This is a genomic window from Edaphobacter sp., assembly GCF_035532915.1.
GTDB lineage: Bacteria > Acidobacteriota > Terriglobia > Terriglobales > Acidobacteriaceae > Edaphobacter.
The window spans coordinates 1-18,872 of sequence record NZ_DATKQC010000377.1; the positions used below are offsets into that span (position 1 = coordinate 1).

Consider the following 18,872-nt stretch of genomic DNA (forward strand, 5'->3'; position numbering starts at 1 on the left):
AATTCGCAAGAGAAGAAATAGAACCGCTTTCCTCTTCCGCTTGCAGCCATTCGATCGACTCCAACTTCTTCGAGGCCGATTGCTGAAGAAAGTCAGTGGCCAGCTGGCGTTTCCCGCCTGCCCACAATACCAGCAGCGCAATTCGAAGATCGGCATCGAGATCGCCGCTGGGACCATCCTCGAGAAGAACGCGCCAGCCGCCCTTCAGAAGTTTCCTGCCCGCTGGAGTAATGCTGTGGTTCGTTCGGCCTCGGCTCCCTGGCTTCCCCTGGCGCACGCACCCGGCCTTCAACAATCTTTGCAATGCCGGAATGGTTGCTCCAGGGGAAAGCCCCGCAGATTTCTGGAAGTCGTAAGGAGTCGAAATCCCGCTATCGATCAAAGCCAGCACAAATAGATCGAGATCCGTCCGACGGCGCTTGTCACGAGTCTCAGACATGTTCCATCAGTATACGAAGCCGAGATTAGGATTGTGCTCCTTTGTTTTGTTTACGACGTTTGCGGGTGCGAACAGTGCTCTTCTTTTCAGCACGAATCGATGGAGAGACATAGGACTTCAAAAGAGCGGTTATCCGGACGGGATCAGAAAGTTCGAGCCGCGTGAGCCGGTTGGCATTCCAAACCTCCTCAACCTGCAGTAGCAATGTGGATAGCTCCGGCGGAGTGGAACCAAATCGCGGCGCAGCGGCCGAGGCATAAATCGCGAACAGGACACGAGCTTCAATAGGAAGCTGTGCGAACGGTACGTGCAAGTTAGTTATATCCTTCATGACTTGATTCTGACCGATCCGGCCGCCGCACCAAAGACAAGGAAAAAAGCCACAAGATCGCCCTGGTCTGCGATGATTGTTAATTGAGATCAACAATGAGTCATGGGAGTTCCGATCGATGCAGTGGATAGCACCGTCCGAGAAAGCCAGCGGGCGTGATCAACGTAAAAGCAACTCGGATTTTCGACCTTTCCAATGGCGGGTCGGAACTGTGTCCACACGATTTTCTTTAGTTCAATACCTACGCGTGTTTGTCGGTACCGAGTTCGATCTATGTTTGTCATAGGGCATCACTGATTTGGCCTGATCAAGAGCCAAGGTTGAGCTATGGCGCCGTATGGCGTGATATTTCGGTACCGGACTCGGCCGCGGTTCGCGCGTACTTGTTCCTTGTGGTCCGATTTCCCCGGGGCGGCTCCCGCTGAGAGCTGCGGAGAATACCGATGGATGTATTCGATCTGGATCGCGCCCTGCTTCAGGACTACGAACGGTTCGCCCGTTCCTTCACCAAAATCCGAGCGCACGATATTCGGGAGCAGGTCGACCGTGTCTACGCCTTCGGCAGATTCTGGACAGTGCCACTTATCAGCATCAATCTCCATTTCCAGAATGGTGCTGCGCTCTCAAAGTTGGTGGTGGAAGGGACGTTGCATCCGGAAACGGAGCGAATCTTTCGGATTGATGGCAAGCCGATCACTCTTTTCCGCCATCAGTCTCAGGCCATAACCAGAGCGGCGCCCCAGCAGAGCTTTGCGGTGACCACTTGCACGGACTCTGGCAAGTCTCTGTGCTTTTTTATTCCAATCATCGACTGGGCGATCCGAGCCTGTGTCGGCGGCAAGCCGAGCCGAACTCGCGCAATCGTCGTGTGTTCAATGAACGCACTGGCCAACTGCCGATGGCAGAACTCGAGAAGTTCATCGACCAGGCTAACCTGCCGGAAAGGCTGAGGCCCACATTGGCGCGGTATACCGGTCAGGAGGATCAGGACAAGCGCGATCTGATCCGTCAGTCGAAGCCGGACCTTCTGGAATCTGTACCTCTTCTTCAAGCGCGAACCGGTCTCCGCCGCGCGAATCTGGCGCGTCATAGAAAACAGCACGGTCATAATTTAACTGCCACTTTGAGGGTAAGGAACTCCGATGCCAGGCCAGAAAGCAAACAAGCGTAAGAAGCGATCAAAGGCAGCGGTTCAGCGAGCAACAGACATCCGCCGGGCGACTAAGGAGGAAAAGCTTCGCAGACGATCGATGCTGCTCGATAATCGGTTCGTCTACAGCGCGTCAAATGATGCATTCGCCCGTCCCGCCAGCGGCGGACAAGAGCATTCACCGCCCAAGGTCACTGACGATGGCATTCAGAAGTACGAGAAGACTCTGGTATCGCGGCAAGCAATAAACACCCTGATCAGGATGGGAGTGCTCAGGCCAACCAGCATGCCTGCGCGGCAGCAGAGGAAAAAGGATGTCGCTGCTGTCGTCCCACGGCGGTCACTCAAGCCAGTGAAGGCCAGAGGGTCGCCGACGCTGCCGGCCCCTAAACAGTACCTTTGCATGTGGCAGGATTCACGCGATAATCAGCACCGGCTGCTCACTTGGTCGGATAATTTTCCCGGAGCGGCGGTTCCGCTGACCACAGGTAGATGGGTTCTGGAAGAGCGAATCGTCGGAGACCTTAATGTGCGCATGCGTAACCAGGAGTTCGACAACCGCGAAAGAGCAATCACAGAGCTTGGCAAACGAGGATATTACGAGTTCAGAATTTCGGCGGCAATCGGCAATTCGGACATGCGCAAATTGGGTCTCGAAAGACACAGTGAGAAGCGGCGACTTCCGGAGACCTTCCGTGGTGGAATCTAGACTGGTCAGGAGAGGAAAATAGATATCACTCAGGATTGGTATTGGGAGGGTAACATCATCGAGACGATTGCCGCCTGCCTCTCTAGGGAAGGGTGGATGATAACTGGTAAGGCAGATACGCGCTCTAAAGAGCGGGGGGTGGACCTCCAGGCTAGTCGAGGCGGCAGGATGCTGCTTATAGAAGTCAAGGGGTATCCGTCAAAGAGCTACCGCGATCCACGCCGCTTTGAGGAAGTGAAACCCACCAATCCGACCAATCAGGCGCAGCAGTGCTGCTCGCACGCACTGCTCAAAGTCATGCGCTTGCAAACGAAGTATCCGAAGGCTGTGGTCGCGCTCGCATTTCCAGATTTCCCGCGCTATCGCGCACTTTTCGAGGAGACGCAGGGTGGCCTCGCGAAGCTTGAAGTGGCGATGCTTACGATGCGTGCGGATGGAATCGTCTTAACGTGGGGGCTGAATGGCTAAGATTCACAAGCGTCCTGCGGAAGTAAATCGCTATTGCGGCCTCGTCCAGGAACAGGGGGACGCACAGCGCGACCTGCTGGGTTTTCTGCCCCGATCTGCGTACGCGGAAGCGGCTGCTCAGGGGAAGTTGTACGTCGCGACTGTTGATGTTGCTGGGCAGGAATATTATGCGGGGCATCTGTTGTTTGGTGGAAAATTCCCGCACCTCCGAGTTTTCCAGATTTATACGATGCCTCAGTTCCGAGGACGCGATATCGGCCAAAAGCTCATCGAAGCCTTAGTTTCAGAAGCGGAGGAGCAGTATTACATTACGATAAGCGCTCGGGTAGCTGCTGATCTCCCCGCCAATGTGTTCTGGGAGCGCATGGGCTTTGTGGAGATTAGGACCGTGAGTGGAGGCGTTACAACCGGGCGCATGATTAATATTCGGAGACGTGAGCTCAACAGCCCAACGCTGTTCAGCAGTCCGAAAGGGGCCCGGGCATTTTCCCTTCCCAAGCATCCAAAACCCGAACATCCCATATTCGCTTTGGACGTCAATGTGCTTTTGGATGTTCTCAAGAACCGGCCTCGTGGAGAATACGCGAAGCGCTTAATGACAGCCTCAATGAGCGGAATTCTTCGACTGTTTGTCGCGCAGGAATTCGTCGAGGAGCTTTCGCGTGCTGCCCGGGAGCAGGAACCTGATCCGGTACTCCAACTCGCGATGAGTCTGCCTCAGTTCACTCGCGTACCGGCGCTTTTCCTTAACAGCCTGAGGGGGCAATTGGCGGAAATAGTTTTTCCTTCACGTGCGATTTCCGGATCATTGCGGGAGCGCGATCGGTCGGACCTGACGCACCTTGCGACGATGATCTATCACAAGGCCGCAGGATTCGTTACAAGCGACGAGTGGATTCTTGGAAAGCGGACAGCCTTGCGGGACCTTTACGGTATAGAGGTGCTAGGTCCGGCGGAGTTGGCGGAACTTTACATGCCTTCACAGTGGACTGCTGCACAAGCTCTCGCAGAGTCCCCAGACGGAGTAGTTATTGAGGTTTCCGAACTAGAGGAAGCAAGGAGGCAGGAGGCGGAGAGCTTCCTCAAGACGTGTTCTATGACGGATAGGCAGGCGGCGAGCGCTGTTGAGCCCGGCCAGTCTGCCTGTCCGCGTCATCGGGTCGTCGTCTCTGTAGCCGGCGAGATTGTCGGATTTGCAGCATGGGACGCGAGCCGGGGTCCTAAATCCTCAACGGTGGCATGGCTGGGGCTGGACCCCGATAGCTCAGTCGGGGAGTTGGCGTGTGATGTGCTTCTCGACACAATGTTTAGGGACTCTTGTTTCGCCCGTCCAGCGTGTGTGGTGCTTAATCGAGGACGCGCGAACCGCGAAGCAATTGAGTATGCAAGGGGTCAGGGTTTCAAGGGTTTCACAGCCCCGGATGGGGGGACCGCCCTGCACAAGTACTGTCTGGGCAAGATCCTTACACCCGCTTCTTGGGGAGCTGCCCGGTCTGAGTTGTTGGATTTGTTTGGTTTCGCTTTACCCACGAGCCCTCCCGAATATTCGGGTCCGGACACGGCTATCGCAATTTGTATGGATGGCACTTCAGTGCAAGCGATTTCACTCCAGGAGTTTGAATCCCATTTTGGCCCTGCGATCCTCGTGATTCCCAAGCGACCAGTCGTTGTAGTTCCGATTCAACGCCCTTACGCGGATCAGCTTCTCGACACTGCGAAGCAGCGCCCCCTGTTTCCTGCGCCAGAGGCTTCCGTACTCGGGGAGAAGCTGTACGTCAGTACCCCCCGGGCTCTGTCTGTGCTTGTGCCGGGGGCCGTGATTCTATTTTATGAATCAATTGGCAGCAACAGCGGGCGCGGCGCAGCGATTGCTGCCGCGCAGATCACCCGCACTGCGGTTAAGGAGAATTCGGAAATCGGCATCGAGACGAGTCGGCGCGGAGTTTTGAGTTCTGAGGAGGTCAGAAACATGAGTTCACGGAACAAGGTGGGGCTGACCTTCTTTAACCAGCTGTTCCGTTTTGAATGCCCCGTTGAGTTGTCGCGTCTTCGGGAATTGGGTTGCGCCGATGGTACCAATTTCGTTACGGCCCGGCAAATCGAGGAAGCAACTGGGTCGATCATTATTGAGGAGGGAAAAGGAAGTGTCCGACTGTCCTGACATCCTAATTTCACTGCGCCCCGGCTACACCAAGGCGATTCTCGAGGGCAGGAAAACCGTCGAGCTTCGTCGCCGACGAGTTCGAGTTGAGGCCGGTACCCGCGTTTGGCTCTATTCGAAGGCACCAAGCGCCAGAATAGAGGGAAACGCACGTGTCCAGCGTATCCACGTTGGGGATCTTGGCGGGATTTGGTCCGAATACTGGGGCCGGATCGGGATTTCACGCATCGAGTTTGATGAATACTTCAAGGGCTGCAGGAACGGATGTGCGATTCTCTTAGTTGAAGTCCGCGCGATCACGCCCGCGGTCGACCTTAGTACGATTAGAAACCGAATTGGTTTCTTTCAGCCGCCACAGTTTTTCAAGCGGCTGAGCGCGAAGGAGGTCGCCGCTCTCTCGAGACTCGCTCGCGTAAGGTCGGCTCCCATATTAACCCTAACGAGGCGGACAACTTAGGCCGCAGCTTGAGGTATTGCGAAACAGTAAAGCCGGATGCGAGTTCCGTATTTGAATCCATGCCTCGAGGCATTTAAGTATTCCCCTGTCGAGCTCAACAAATCTGCCTGCCACCTCTCTCAATCCGGGTTTGGCAATGTACCTATATGGCGATCATCTGCTCCACGCTTCCGCGGCTAGCGGCAATTCGTTGAGCTCGACCCGAGCCTCCCGCCAACTTGGATAATGCTTTTCAAGGATGGTCAGAAAGCGATCGCTATGGCTCGGCTCTATTAGATGGACCATTTCGTGGACAATGACATATTCGAGCAAGTCCTTCGGCTTCGTGACCAACTGTGTGTTCAAGCGGATGTGGCCTGCACGATGATTGCAGCTCCCCCACTTCGTTTTCATTCTTTGCAGAAAATACCGTTCCACAGTCACCTTCAACTTCGGCTCCCACTTATGAATCAGTGACGGCACTACTTGGTGCATTAGCGACTTATGCCACTCGTGCATCACTTCGGCACGCTTTTGAGGACCGCTGCCAGGCCGCACTGTGAGATTAATTCGCCTGTGGTCGAGAGAGATGAACGGCTTCGTCTCTCGGTAGTAGACACTCAAGAGATAGCGTCGTCCCCAGACATAATGGCTCTCCCGCTCTACGAATTCGCGCGGTGCCTCGCGAGCCTGATTATGAAGTTTGGATTGTTGCTCGCGTATCCAGCCGAGCTTCGAAATCGCATAGGCGCGGGCAACTTCGAGACGCGTCGTATTTGGAGCTACAAGCGTCACCCGTCCATTCGGCGGATGCACCGACAGATGAACATTCTTGACCGCCTTTCGGCTGACAAGAATTGAAACATCACCGATTTGGATCCTCTCGCTCATAGGTAATCAGGCTGGTTCTTGATGATGTCGAAGATTGCTTGCGTCGCTTGCCGGTCACGCGACATCAGCGGAAAGAGGGCGTTCAGCACTTGCTTTTCTCGGGTATCATCTCCCCTCCACCCCGCGGGAGCGTTTTCGCGCATAGTCAGATCGATATCGACCGCAAGTTTTGCCTTGGCCTGATCGTCTGCTGGGCATTGGAACGTAGTTGCCGGGATGCTGGCCAGATTGTTGAACAATACGATCGCGCTTGCGAGTCCGTTCAAGATTGCTGGGTGATCCCCACCACCCTTCTGCGCTAGGCACTTCACCAAATCTTCCGCACGCTTTAAAAAAGCCTCGTACGCCACCGCGTCGGCGCGGCTCTGCTTAATCAGGTCTTCAAGCAGTTTCGACATTTCGGCGTAAAAGCGAGGATCGGTTAGCTGGTCCCGGATGATCGTTTTGCGCACATTATTGATGATCCCCTCAGCGATGGCATTGCGGGAGAGCTTGCCCTTCTCGTTGAGTTTGCGCGCAATCGCATCATGGATGCCGGTATCAATGATGGCCTCGGTCAGCGAGAGCGAATTGAGGTTGCCCAGATCGGCAGCGGGGTCCGCTCGAACGTAACTGTTCAGGAGGTGCCGCATGTCCGCTTCGTAAGGCTTGATGTCGAGTTCCTCACCGGAATGTTTCTTAATTGCGGCGCGGATGTCACCATAGAACTCGACGTCATTCTGTAACGCCGCTATCTCGGCGTCGGAGTAGCCCGCGTCGCTAAGATTCTGTGCCAGGTCAGCATAGGCGCGAACGAATTTGGCTACGGCTTTATAGAAAGAGACACGCAGCGGCTCGGTCTCCGCAAGCGCGTTCGGATTACCGGCGTCTCCGCAGAAGTGATGGAGATATTGCTCTATGTCACGCGGGGGCGGCACGGGATCGCATAGGTAGCGCAGCGCCTCGCGGGCCAGATCGAGCTGTTTCTTGCCTTCGACTAGCCAATCCTTGAGCTGGACGTTATTGTCCCCTGCTCCGCCCTCTTCGATGTCCAACTCGTCAGAACTGTACACCGCGATCGCCTCCTGCACGTCGCCGAACAGTTCCTTGAAATCGACGATATAGCCAAAGTCCTTATCATCGCCATCGAGCCGATTGGTCCGGCAGATGGCCTGGAAAAGATTGTGATCGTGTAGCTCGTTGTCGAGATAGATGTAGGTGCAACTCGGCGCATCGAACCCAGTCAATAGCTTGCTCACCACGATGAGCAACTTGAGGTTCGCAGCCTCTTCGATAAAACGACGCTTGGCCTCGTCTTCATACACTTTCGTGATCTGGCCATTCTTCAGAACATGCTTCGTGTAAGTATCGAACTTGTATCTCTCGTCGCTCTCCTTGGGCTCGCGAGAGATGGCATTGTGGTTGGGTTCATAGGATGTGATGATGCCGCAATACGTGCCGAAAGGCGCGTTCTGGAAAAGCCGGTAATAATGACAGGCGTCATAGATGCTGGCCGCGACCAGAAGCGCCGTACCCCGGTCATTATTGAGGCGGGGCCTCAGGGTGAAATCCTCAATGATGCTGGCGATAATGCGCTGCTTGCGCTCGCCGGCACTCATCAACTTCTCCATGTTCGCCCAGGTCTTGCGGACGACAGCGCGTTGAAAATTATTCAGCCCCTTCGTCTTTTGAGCGAAGTAGGCATCGATGGCTGCTTGCGAGGTAATCCGCTGCGGAACTTCGCGGGCCTCATACTTCAGGTCCAGGATGACCTCGTCTGCGACGGCCTGGTGGAACTTGTATGTATCGATGTAGGTACCAAAGACGTCGCGCGTCATCTGCTTGTCTTTGCGTAGCAGCGGTGTGCCCGTGAAGCCGATGAAAACCGCGTGAGGGAGCCAACGCTTCATCTGGTGATTCATGTCGCCACCCTGCGTGCGGTGGCATTCATCCACGAAAACATAGAAATGCCCATGCACTGGCGGCGGTTCACCCTTCAAGTCGGAAGGGTCGAATTTGTGAATCAGAGCGCACAGCAGCCGGGGCGTCGTGTCGCCGAGCTTGGTCACGAACTCGGCCCGCGAGGTTATTCGTGGCGAAGGCGAATTCTCCCCGATCACACCGGCGTTCTTCATCACGCCTTCAATCTGCTTGTCCAGCTCGTCGCGGTCAGTGACGACCAGGATGCGAGCCTCCGGGTCGTGCTCCATGATCCACTTGGCAAGCAACACCATCAGGATGCTTTTTCCGCTCCCTTGCGTGTGCCATATGACACCGCCCTCGCGCTTGCGGACGCGCTCCTGCGCCTTTTTCACACCCACATACTGATGTGGGCGCGGGACCTTCTTAATGCCGTTGTCGAAGATGATGAAGTTGCGGATAAGGTCGAGCAGTCGGGACTTCGCGCACATCTCAGCCAGCGGCCGGTCGAGCAACGCCCCGGGTGTGAGTTCCGCGCTATTGGATGGCTTCCATTCAACAAAAAACTCTTCCCTCGTGGTGACGGTGCCGAAGCGCAGCCCCTGGGAGTCGCTGCCTGCGAACACGAACTGCACAGTGGCGAAAAAGTCCTTGTTGAAGATTTCTTCCTGATTGGTGATGAGTTGGCGGACGCCGTCGCCCACTTCCACAGAGCTGCCTTTGAGCTCGATGACGCTCACGGCAATGCCGTTGATATAGAGAACCAGGTCGGGTCGGCGCTCATAGCCGCCTCGTAGCGTGACCTCTTCGGCGAGAGCAAAATCGTTCTTCTCCGGATGTTCCCAGTCGATAAGGTGAACCGTGTCGTGCGGCTGTCCGACGGCGATTTGAACAGGGATACCATAGCGCAGAAGTTGATACGTGCGCATGTTGGCTTGGTAAAGCGTGACGCCTGTGGCGTCGGCGGCAGCCATCAGTTTCTGCACGGCGGCAGAAATATGAGCCGGGGAATAGCCGCACTCTGTGAGGTTGGCGCACAGCAGTTCCGCTTCGATGCAGCGGTTGTTTGGGCGTTTGTTCCAGTCACCAAGATATCGATAGCCGAGGTATTCTGCGCGCTGCTTGTCGCTAAACAAGTCGATGACACGGTTCTGTGTACGGCGCTCGGAGCGCGGCTGCTCAGGCATGCGCAACCTCCGGAGCGACCAGGTGCGTTTTGCCAGTGAGTAATTCCTGCATCATCGCCTGTTTCAGGTCGCGGGTCTTGGCGAGGCGTTGCTCTAGTGCGGCCAACTCTGCGTCCATGTCTGAAAGCGCGTTCGCAATTGCGGTTTGCTCGTCCAAATCAGGCAGGAAAATTTCAAACCTCTTAACGACATTCCAGTCCGAACGAGGCATGTGAGTCCCATAGGATGAACTTGCTGCCTGGATGAAAGCGTCGAGTTGAACTATCTGTGCAAGATAAGATGGCACCGCGAACGCACGGTTCACCTCTAGTACCCAGATTTCAGTTGAACAAACCCCGCTGCGGTCTGCGAGCCAGTATTTCTTGAGATAGGCTCGAAGCCTACCGAATAGAATGTCATCACTTTCGAAAATGGACTTCTGTGATGACGTGTTTTTAGTTGCTCCGGAGCCGACTAGCCGTCCAGCTCCAGATTTAATGTGTTCAAGCTCAACGCAGTAAAGGGGCTGCACACTCCGACTTGGGTCTACACGCTGCTTGCTCGGACTTGCCAACTCACCGAAAGGCCTCGATACCCAATCAGCCGTGAAACCCGGCAGGCGGGTTTGACCGGTGAGGAGCTGCTGCATGGCGGCCTGTTTGAGGTCGCGCTTCTTGAAAATGAGCCGCTCGAGTCCATCCACAAGTGCATCAACATCGTACAGAGCCTCCGCGATATCATTCTGTTCCTTTGAGTCGGACGGTAGTGTCACGCTCATTTCAGTGAGCGTGCTCATCGTGATGTACGGAGTATTGCTTGCATTCACTTCGATACGGATTCGACGCTTGAGATTCTCATCAAGAAAATACCTTAAGAATCTCGCATTGGCTGAGAATTCGCTTAAGACGTATGTCCGTTGATAGGCGTTGAATTTTCCATTGTAATAGTGAACATAACCGACATTTGCGCCGTTGCCGGAAACGAGAAGGGCTTCACAATCGAAGGCATACCGATTGATCCAGAAGCTTTCGCTTGCACAAGTAAAGAAAGGATATTCACCGTCAGCAACCATCGCGTTCGCATCAAGCTTTCCGGTCGTGATCCGACCGCAAATGTGTGCGAGTGGCACCTTCATCCATCCAATTGGAATGGCTTCATGTCTCATAGCTCGTCCACCCCCATTGACCGAAGGTGACCTTCGACGCGTTCGCTGAGCGCTACCACGTTAGCACTTAGCTTCTGCAGAGGAATCTGGTATCTCTCAGCAAGCTGGCGAATGCGGCCCGTCAGGTTCTGCGAGACACGGTCGAGTTCACTCTGGACGCCGTCCGCGATTCTCGCGAGCCATTTGTCATCCACCACAAGCGCCTTTATCTCGTCCTCGGTGAGCTTGGGATACTTGGCGCCGAGCTTCGTCTCCAATTCCTCCTCGGCAGTCTTGAGCCGGTCCTTGATCGAGTCCTTTTCGTCAAGAAGCGTGGCATACTCCTGGAGCGCCGCGCACTCGTCGGCATAATCGGGGTCTTTGCCGATCTCCTTAAGGCGCGCCTTAACGTCCTTGGGTGCGATTTTTTGCTTATCGCCTTCGCCTTCGATGACTTCGTTGAGAAGCCCCTCCTCGCCGCTCTGCTCTTCACGTTTTTCATCAAGCTGCTGCTCAATCGCGGCAAGTTCCGCTTCGAGGCTGGCGATAGCGTCGCGCTCCGGAACAAAGTAACGGGCGATGAGAATCTCAGCGGGAATCAGGTCAGACTTGAAGCGCCGCTTGCCGCGCTTGAAATCATGCTTTTCCGGCCAGGCGAGTTTGTTTTCCTTGTTCTTGACCTGAACAATCTCACGCGGCTGTGCGCCCACTTTCCACCCATCGAATGCGATCAGGTAGCAGTCGTCCTGCATGGTCTCGGCCCAATAGTCCATCAGGTGCTGATAGAGGCCGTAGGCATCGAGGAGCGGCGCAGCCTTGAATGTGGCGAGCAAATCCTCGGAGATCGCTTCGATGAGTTGCTTGGGATGGCCATCCTTTTTAAAGCCATCGAGCCGCGGCTGATTTGCCGTCTTCCATTGGTCGAAAAGCTGATCGGTCGTTTTCTGGAAAGCCGCAAACTCGGGATGATCGAAGATCGTCGCCTTGATGTCGCGGATCGGCACCCGCAACTGGCAGTAACCGGGGCGGCCAGCAGACTCAAACAGGGCGTCCCGGACGCCTGGAAGGATCGACCAATACGATTTCAGCCGGACGGGATCGTCGATGTCCCGCACCGGGATGCCGCCGCGCAGATGGCCGTCGATGTCCTGCAGATCTTCCGGTTCTGTGCTGTCAATGTAGCGAGGCAGATTGAGGTTGTAGCCATTTTTGGCGTCGGCAATTTCTGATATCGGAACCATGCGCGCATAGCGTGGATCGCTCTCATCCTGCCGCGTGAAGGTATCCACAATGCGATGAATATCCTGTTCGCGGAGCCGGTTTTTCGGCCCATCCTTCATGAAGCCTTTGGAGGCATCGATCATGAAGATGCCCTTGCGGGCGGTGGCGTTCTCTTTATCGAGTACGAGAATGCACGCCGGGATGCCGGTACCGTAAAAGAGATTCGGCGGAAGGCCGATGATGGCCTTGAGATAGCCGGACAACACAAGCTGCTGGCGAATGACAGCCTCAGCATTGCCGCGGAAGAGAACTCCATGCGGCAGAATGCACGCAGCCTTGCCGGTGCTCTTCATCGAGCGAATGATGTGCAGCAGGTACGCGTAATCACCCTGCTTCTTGGGCGGCACGCCCCAGGTAAAGCGCTGGTATTTGTCCTTCTCCGGAATGAGGCCGGTAGACCAGGTCTTGTCGGAGAACGGCGGATTGGCAACGACATAATCGTAGGTGCGGAGCTTTTCGCCGTCTTTGAATTTAGGATCGGACAGCGTGTTGCCCGAGAGAATGGTTGCGGTCGGAAAATCATGCAGGATCGTGTTCATGCGCGCGAGACCGGCAGTGGTCACATCTTTTTCCTGGCCTTCGAGCGTAATACGCCGCCCGGCCGCAGCCGCGACCTTGAGTAGAAGTGAACCCGATCCACAGGTCGGGTCATAGGCGGTCGTTGAGGCTTTGGTGTTCGCGGGAGAAATCCCTATCGCTTTCGCCATGATGCGACTGACTTCGGAAGGCGTGTAAAACTGGCCTTTGCTCTTGCCGCTCTCCGTAGCGAAATGCCGCATCAGGAATTCATAGGCATCGCCTAGAATATCGTCGTGCTCAGCGCGGTTTTTCGAGAAGTCCAGCTCCGGCTTCTGAAAGATGGAGATGAGATTGGAAAGACGTTCGACCTTCGAGGAGCCCTCCCCGAGCTTGTTCGGGTCGTTGAAATCTGGAAAGTCGCTGCGCGCCAGGCGGGGGTTCTCGTCGATAAGCGGCTGAATGACCTGCGTATTGATCTTGTTGCCGATGTCGCTGTTGCCCTTGAGGGCAACCATATCTTTGAAGCTGGCGCCCTTCGGAATGACTACCGGCGGCGCGAAATCATCCGAATTGCCATATTTGTCGGAGATGTACTTGATGAATAGCATGAACAGGACGTAGTCCTTGTATTGGCTGGCATCCATGCCGCCGCGCAGCTCATCGCAAGAAGCCCAGAGAGATGTATAGAGATCAGATTTTTTGATTGCCATAACTCAACGTTGTTTGGCCCGACAATCTGCGCACAGGTTCGGTTCAGAATCGCCACGGACCTCAGCGCGGTTTACCGCGTCTGAGACATTGCAGATTGTCGCCGTAAACAGAACCAAGCATAAACCTTCCCGAGGCGAGTGAGCGGTGATTTCTGAAAAGGCGTGATGGAGATTCGTCGGTTCTGCTCGATACCCTGTCGGAGGTAGGGTGTTAATCTTCGTAGGCGCCGTGAATGCGAGGTTCGCGGTCGCGAGGGGAGAGAGCGTGTCGCTGTCAGAAATAATTGCAGAGATTGAGAAACGGGCGCAGGGACGAGGAATCGGCCACCTCCAAGAAATTCGGAAGGGTCTCAAAGGCCTCTCACGCTCGGCCGGCAATTCGATCTTTAGCCCACAAACGACTTTTGGTGAAAAATATGCCTACCATTACGGTGGCCGCGGCGAATTGCAATTCAATGTGGGTACCGATAAGCCAGGAATGTTTCGACACGGAGTCGCGTTCTCGTTTGAGTCAAGTCGATCGCTACCCAATCCAGAAGAAGCATTATTGACAAGTGTTCGCCGCTTCAACGAGTTCATCGATTTGCATTCGGCAGAATACTCCGACATGTCCATGTGGGAATGGGACAGGAACGATCGAAGAGATTCAGACCGCCCAATTACCTCAATAAGGCCGAATTTGGTTCGCCGAGGGATGTTTGTTTTCGCAGGTAAGATGCAACCCACAGATTCGATCGACCTCGACCTCATCGTGGACGATCTCGACCGACTTCTTGCAATGTATCAATTCGTTGAAGGTCGCGACGAGTTTCCAACATTGATTGTAGATACGGTCGATGTCCCATTCCGGCCCGGCTGCACTATCAAGCGGCGCTATGCCACGGCATCGCTGGCCGAGAGAATTCTGAATATTGATCTGCGCCATAACGAACTCCAATCTCTGCTTTACGAAGAGTTGCAGCACGAGCATGGCGAAAACAACGTCACCACCGAGTGGAAGGCCGCGACAGGGAAAGTAGATGTTGTCGTGAGACCAGAGGAGGGCCACCTGTGGTTTTACGAGATCAAGACATCACTCTCCGCCCGCGCTTGCATCCGGGAAGGACTGGCACAGATCCTCGAATACTCCTATTGGCTGAGCGGCATAGAACCGGAAAAGCTCTTTATTGTAGGCGAACCGCGTCTTGATCCAGAAGCCAATCAGTACCTTGCGAGGCTTAGAGAGAGATTCTCGATTCCGATTGAATATAGGCAGTGCGTTCTGCCTGAACTGCGTTGAGCGTCATCACCGGATTCAGTACAAATGAACCGGCCACGCTCCGCGCATTGCTTACCTGCTTGCGATACCGAAGACTGGTGCGATGCCGACTTTCAGCTACATGCGCTAAATGTTCGAGGGGAAATTTGCACCGCTCGAAGGAGTATTGGGAGCAGAAGCTTGCCGGGGGCGGAAACGAGAGGATGGAGTCGGCAAAGTTCAGTCGCAGTGGGCAAAGCGAGAGAGAGGAAAGAAATCACAATTGGATCCTCGAATCCACCCACCCATCCACGGAGAAATCCAACCTATACGCAGATACCCCGGGAAGAACTCTAATGTTGATCCTGTGAAGCCATAAATCCGGTGATGTTCGAAAAAACCTTATACTAGGTCGGGCATTTTGGTGGAGACCCGAGTCTCTAGAGCATATTATCTGATGGTGTAGAGTAGCAGAGGCGATGATCCGCGACATGAGATGCCATGGCGCGAGCATATTCGGATGATCTGCGAAGGAAGCTGCTGGAGGCTCACGACCGAGGTGAGGCCAGCCTGGCGGAGTTGGCCGCGCGCTTTGGCGTGAGCCGAGGTTGGGCGTGGAAGATTTCCGCGGCCCGCAGGCGCAGCGGTCAAGTGGAACGGCGGTCCTACCGGCCCGGTCCGCGCAGCCGACTCAACGAGGAAGTGCTGGCCCGGCTGTTGACAGACAACGCCGAATGGACGCTGCGGGAGTTGCAGTCGGCGCTGAAAAAGCAGACCGGGTTTGGCTTCAGCACTCCCTATTTGTGGCTGCGCTTGAAGCGGATGAATTTCCGGCTGAAAAAAAGTCGCTCCACGCAGCCGAGCGGGACACGGAAGCCAACCAAAAACGGCGCGCCGAGTTCCTTGAAAAAATCCGCGCGACCTCGCCGGAACGCTTGATTTATCTGGATGAAAGTGGGGTCACCACCTCAATGACCAGGCTCTATGCCCGCAGCCGGGACGGAGCGCGCATCCATGAGGCCGCGCCCCAGGGCCACTGGAAAATCCTGACTATTCTGGGGGCCATGAGCAGCCGCGGAATGATTGCGGCCATGAGCATCGAGGAACCCACCGACACCGATATTTTCCTGGCCTATCTAGACCATGTTTTGTGTCCCAAGTTGCGCTCCGGCGATGTGGTGGTGATGGATAATCTCAGCGCCCATAAGGCGCAAGGGGTGCGCGAAAGGATTGCGGCGGCAGGGGCCGAACTGCTCTACCTTCCGCCCTACTCGCCCGACCTGAACCCCATTGAAAAAGCTTGGTCCAAACTCAAATTGCTGCTTCGTTCCGCCAAGTCTCGAACCAAAGAAGCACTGGACGAAGCCCTCTCCCAATTGTTGCCACAACTTACTCCAGAGAATGCCGAAGCATGGTTCAGAACCCGCTTCGGCACTCTATAGCAACCATGAAAATGCTCTAAGTTGTTGATAAATTCTAAAAAGTGCCGTCTTCCGCCATTTGAAATACAAATCCTGCAGGCGAGCTGGAAGACCGGAAACAACTATTTTGAAGATTTTTATGCATTTTTCCGCCTCGTTTCCGATGCAACACAGGGTCTGCTTCTGTCAGTGAAACTTGGCCCCACTGTGCCGGTGAATATTGGCCCCACCTTGGAATGAGTTATTGTTGTTCGATTTGCTCCTCCGGAGCGTAGCGGAGGAGGAGTAAATCGACGGTGAAATCTGGCCCCACCTGAATCAGGTTTTCTTCTTTCGTTCCATGGTGCGGCGGAACCGGTAGGACTCGCTTCCGGTCTCCAGGATGTGAGCACGATCGGTGATGCGGTCCAGCAGCGCCTTGCAGAGGCGGGTGTTGGGGAAGACCGACGACCACTCGGAGAACGGCAGGTTGGTGGTGATGATGACGGCGGCCTTCTCTGCCCGATCGGCGATGACCTGGAAGAGCATCTCGGCTCCGACCTCTGCCAGGGGGACGTAGCCCATCTCGTCGAGGGCGATGAGGTCCCACTTCTTCCATCGCGCGAGAGAGCGGCTGAGTTGACTGTTGTGGCTGGCTTCGACCAGTTCGTTGATGAGCGCGGCGACTGTGGTGAAACGAACGCGCTTGTTCTGGCGACAAGCTTCGACGCAGAGGGCGGTCATCAGGTGGGTCTTGCCGGTGCCGGTGTCGCCGAGGAAGATGACCGGCTCGGCGCGATCCAGGTAGCTGCCTTCGGCCAGCGAACGCACCTGGGTTGTGGAGACGCTGGAAGCGTTGAAATCGAAGTCTTCCAGAGTCTTGACCTTGGGCAGTTTTGCTTCGGAGAGACGCCAGGCGATCCTGCGTTGCTGCCGCTCTTCGACCTCGGCGGCGAGTAAGGCTTCGAGATAGCGGACGTGAGAGTGTCCCTGGCGCGTGGCTTGGTCGGCGATGCGGCTGTACTGGGCGGCGATGGTGGGGATACGCAGCGTCTTGCAATGCGCATGGATCGAAGCTTCCTGGAGAGAGGCGGGAACGGTGCTCATCGCGCCACCCCCGCCTGGAGCAGGTGGTCGTAGGCTTCGAGGGTGGGCAGCGGGCGTTCGTATCGTGCCAGCAGACCAAGTTCGATGGCGTCGGGCTTCTTGCGCGTCGGCTCTTGGGCGGTGAGCAGATAGCGAACTGCGGCGGCATCGGCGCAGCCCAGTTCCACGGCCTGAGCAATGGCATGGGTGAGTCGATCACTTCCCGCATGCTGACCTAGGTCGAGTAGCGAGATCATCTCGCGGGTGCCGTTCTGACGGCCCAGGCGTTCGATCATCCTCTGCCAGAGCAGGTCGTAGCTGGTCGGCCATCGCCCCTGGGAACGCCACTGTGCCAACGGTGTCGAGCCCGCGAGTGCACCTGGCTTTCGCTCCAGCACATCGAGATAGTGTTCGAGATCGAGGATCTGCTGACGCTTGCGATAACATCGTTCGTGCCGCGCGACGCACTTGCCACGCGCCCATATCTCGACGTAGGCCGAGTAGGTCCTGACCACCGCTTCCGTGCCCGGATGCAGCGGCGTCGAGTAGGCGCTGGTCTTGACCAGCACGCAGCGCTGACGATCGACCAACGGGAAACTGACGTCAGCCAGGTCGAAACTCTCTGCCGCTGGCGGAAGCAAGCGCTCGCGCTCCGCAGCCAGTGCATACGCCACCGTCTCTGTCCGTCCATGGATGATCCGCTGTTCGTCTTCGATCGCGGCAACGGCGAGCTGTTGGTTCAACTCCGCCAGGTTACTGGCACTGGGCACCGGCACCCAGTGGTTGCGGCGGAAGTATCCGACCTCGCCTTCGACACCGCCCTTTTCGTGACCCTCGCCGGGTGTGCAGAAGGTAGCAGCGTAGCGCCAGTGCGAGCGGAAGGCGATGAAGCGCTCTGCCTCTTCGCGGCGGTATCCGCGCAGGATCCGCCGCACCGCGCTGGTCAGGTTGTCATAGCGCAGCGTATGAAAGACACCCCCAAAGCGTGCGAACGCCAGCTCGTGAGCTTCCAGAAAAGCCTGCTGAGTGGCACGCGGATAGGCGCGATGGAACGACGCTCCGCTGTACATGCTGCGCATGGTAAAGACCTGCAACTTCACTCGCTCGCCGCCGAGATCGGCGTAGGCTTCATACCAGTCAACCTGCGCCTCAGCTGCTGGCGGATAGCTCTGCGGAATGAACACCTCCTGCCGGGTCATCCCCAGTTGCCGCTTGCGCAAGCTGACATACTCGCGCACCCGCGACTGGCCCACCGGAAAGTCTGGACGCTCGACCTGCAACCGCTTATAGATCCTCGCCGCCGTGTGCCGTTGCTTGCGCGGTGCCGACAGGTCGGCGGTCAGGATGTCATCGATGAACGGCATCACCGGCCCCAATCGCGGACACTCGCGGGGCTTATAAACACGCTCCGGTGGTACAGCGCTGGCCAGCGCCTGGCGGACCATCCGCCGATGCACGCTGAACTTGCGTGCCACCGCACGGACGCTGCTCCCTCCAAACTCATGCTCCCGTCGAATCTGCTCGAATAGCTCCACCTTCGTTCTCCTGTCCACCTAGCCCTCCGTGAAAAGAGGGTAGGCCGGTTGCTCCAGGTGGGGCCAAATTTAGTCGGCAAGCTGGGGCCAAATTACGGTAGCAAAATCAGGGCCCCTATACTGGGGAATCAAACCCGATATCGTGAACATTAAACTTTGCATGAAATCATGGGGTCACAGTGCCTGCCGTATCTTACTCCGTTGAACAGTACCTCTCCGATATTCGAGCGATACGGAATACGGGATCGGCAACCGCCGAAACTTCTTTTTATCCTCCGTTGGATCGGTTATTTAATGCCGCTGGGCAGTC

At 56.0% G+C, this 18,872-nt stretch carries 14 protein-coding genes; 6 read left to right on the forward strand and 8 right to left on the reverse strand.

Annotation, left to right across the window (positions count from 1 at the left end):
* Both VMU57_RS17905 and VMU57_RS17910 read right to left on the reverse strand, forming a co-directional pair.
* The coding region (locus tag VMU57_RS17905; protein ID WP_325385904.1) for a hypothetical protein at nt 1-439 on the reverse strand (439 nt) is incomplete at its 3' end.
* 25 nt (nt 440-464) lie between these two features.
* On the reverse strand, nt 465-770 hold the full coding sequence (locus tag VMU57_RS17910) for a hypothetical protein (RefSeq protein ID WP_325385906.1): 306 nt from the start codon (nt 768-770) through the stop codon (nt 465-467).
* Between the two features lie 443 nt (nt 771-1,213).
* Here VMU57_RS17910 and VMU57_RS23165 point away from each other — a divergent pair, with 443 nt between their 5' ends.
* The 4 genes from VMU57_RS23165 (at nt 1,214) to VMU57_RS17930 (ending at nt 5,258) form a co-directional block, all read left to right on the forward strand.
* Nucleotides 1,214-1,720 carry a DEAD/DEAH box helicase gene (locus VMU57_RS23165; protein WP_414648678.1) on the forward strand — a complete coding sequence of 169 codons (507 nt, stop codon included), beginning with the start codon at nt 1,214-1,216 and terminating at the stop codon, nt 1,718-1,720.
* Nucleotides 1,721-2,020: 300 nt separating this feature from the next.
* Nucleotides 2,021-2,629 carry a hypothetical protein gene (locus VMU57_RS17920; RefSeq protein WP_325385910.1) on the forward strand — a complete coding sequence of 203 codons (609 nt, stop codon included), beginning with the start codon at nt 2,021-2,023 and terminating at the stop codon, nt 2,627-2,629.
* A gap of 168 nt (nt 2,630-2,797) precedes the next feature.
* Nucleotides 2,798-3,097, forward strand: a complete 300-nt coding sequence (locus VMU57_RS17925; RefSeq protein ID WP_325385912.1) for a hypothetical protein — start codon at nt 2,798-2,800, stop codon at nt 3,095-3,097.
* Nucleotides 3,090-5,258, forward strand: a complete 2,169-nt coding sequence (locus VMU57_RS17930) for a GNAT family N-acetyltransferase (protein ID WP_325385914.1) — start codon at nt 3,090-3,092, stop codon at nt 5,256-5,258. The genes VMU57_RS17925 and VMU57_RS17930 overlap by 8 nt, the downstream gene beginning before the upstream one ends.
* Before the next feature lie 610 nt (nt 5,259-5,868).
* Here VMU57_RS17930 and VMU57_RS17935 read toward each other — a convergent pair.
* The 4 genes from VMU57_RS17935 to VMU57_RS17950 are packed head-to-tail and all read right to left on the reverse strand — an operon-like array spanning nt 5,869 to nt 13,304.
* Entirely contained in the window at nt 5,869-6,585 is a 717-nt protein-coding gene (locus tag VMU57_RS17935) for a SprT family zinc-dependent metalloprotease (protein ID WP_325385915.1), read from the reverse strand.
* On the reverse strand, nt 6,582-9,671 hold the full coding sequence (locus VMU57_RS17940; RefSeq protein ID WP_325385917.1) for a type I restriction endonuclease subunit R: 3,090 nt from the start codon (nt 9,669-9,671) through the stop codon (nt 6,582-6,584). Before VMU57_RS17940 ends, VMU57_RS17935 begins: the two co-directional genes overlap by 4 nt.
* Nucleotides 9,664-10,815, reverse strand: a complete 1,152-nt coding sequence (locus tag VMU57_RS17945; protein ID WP_325385919.1) for a restriction endonuclease subunit S — start codon at nt 10,813-10,815, stop codon at nt 9,664-9,666. Before VMU57_RS17945 ends, VMU57_RS17940 begins: the two co-directional genes overlap by 8 nt.
* Entirely contained in the window at nt 10,812-13,304 is a 2,493-nt protein-coding gene (locus VMU57_RS17950; RefSeq protein ID WP_325385921.1) for an N-6 DNA methylase, read from the reverse strand. Before VMU57_RS17950 ends, VMU57_RS17945 begins: the two co-directional genes overlap by 4 nt.
* A gap of 265 nt (nt 13,305-13,569) precedes the next feature.
* Here VMU57_RS17950 and VMU57_RS17955 point away from each other — a divergent pair, with 265 nt between their 5' ends.
* Entirely contained in the window at nt 13,570-14,583 is a 1,014-nt protein-coding gene (locus VMU57_RS17955) for a hypothetical protein (RefSeq protein ID WP_325385923.1), read from the forward strand.
* Between the two features lie 692 nt (nt 14,584-15,275).
* On the forward strand, nt 15,276-15,983 hold the full coding sequence (locus tag VMU57_RS17960; protein ID WP_325385925.1) for an IS630 family transposase: 708 nt from the start codon (nt 15,276-15,278) through the stop codon (nt 15,981-15,983).
* Nucleotides 15,984-16,280: 297 nt separating this feature from the next.
* Here the strand turns inward: VMU57_RS17960 and istB are convergent, their stop codons facing one another.
* Complete coding sequence (gene istB / locus VMU57_RS17965; protein ID WP_325385927.1) at nt 16,281-17,048, reverse strand: IS21-like element helper ATPase IstB; 768 nt, start codon at nt 17,046-17,048, stop codon at nt 16,281-16,283.
* Entirely contained in the window at nt 17,045-18,580 is a 1,536-nt protein-coding gene (gene istA, locus VMU57_RS17970; protein WP_325385929.1) for an IS21 family transposase, read from the reverse strand. Before istA ends, istB begins: the two co-directional genes overlap by 4 nt.
* Nucleotides 18,581-18,872 lie beyond the last annotated feature (292 nt).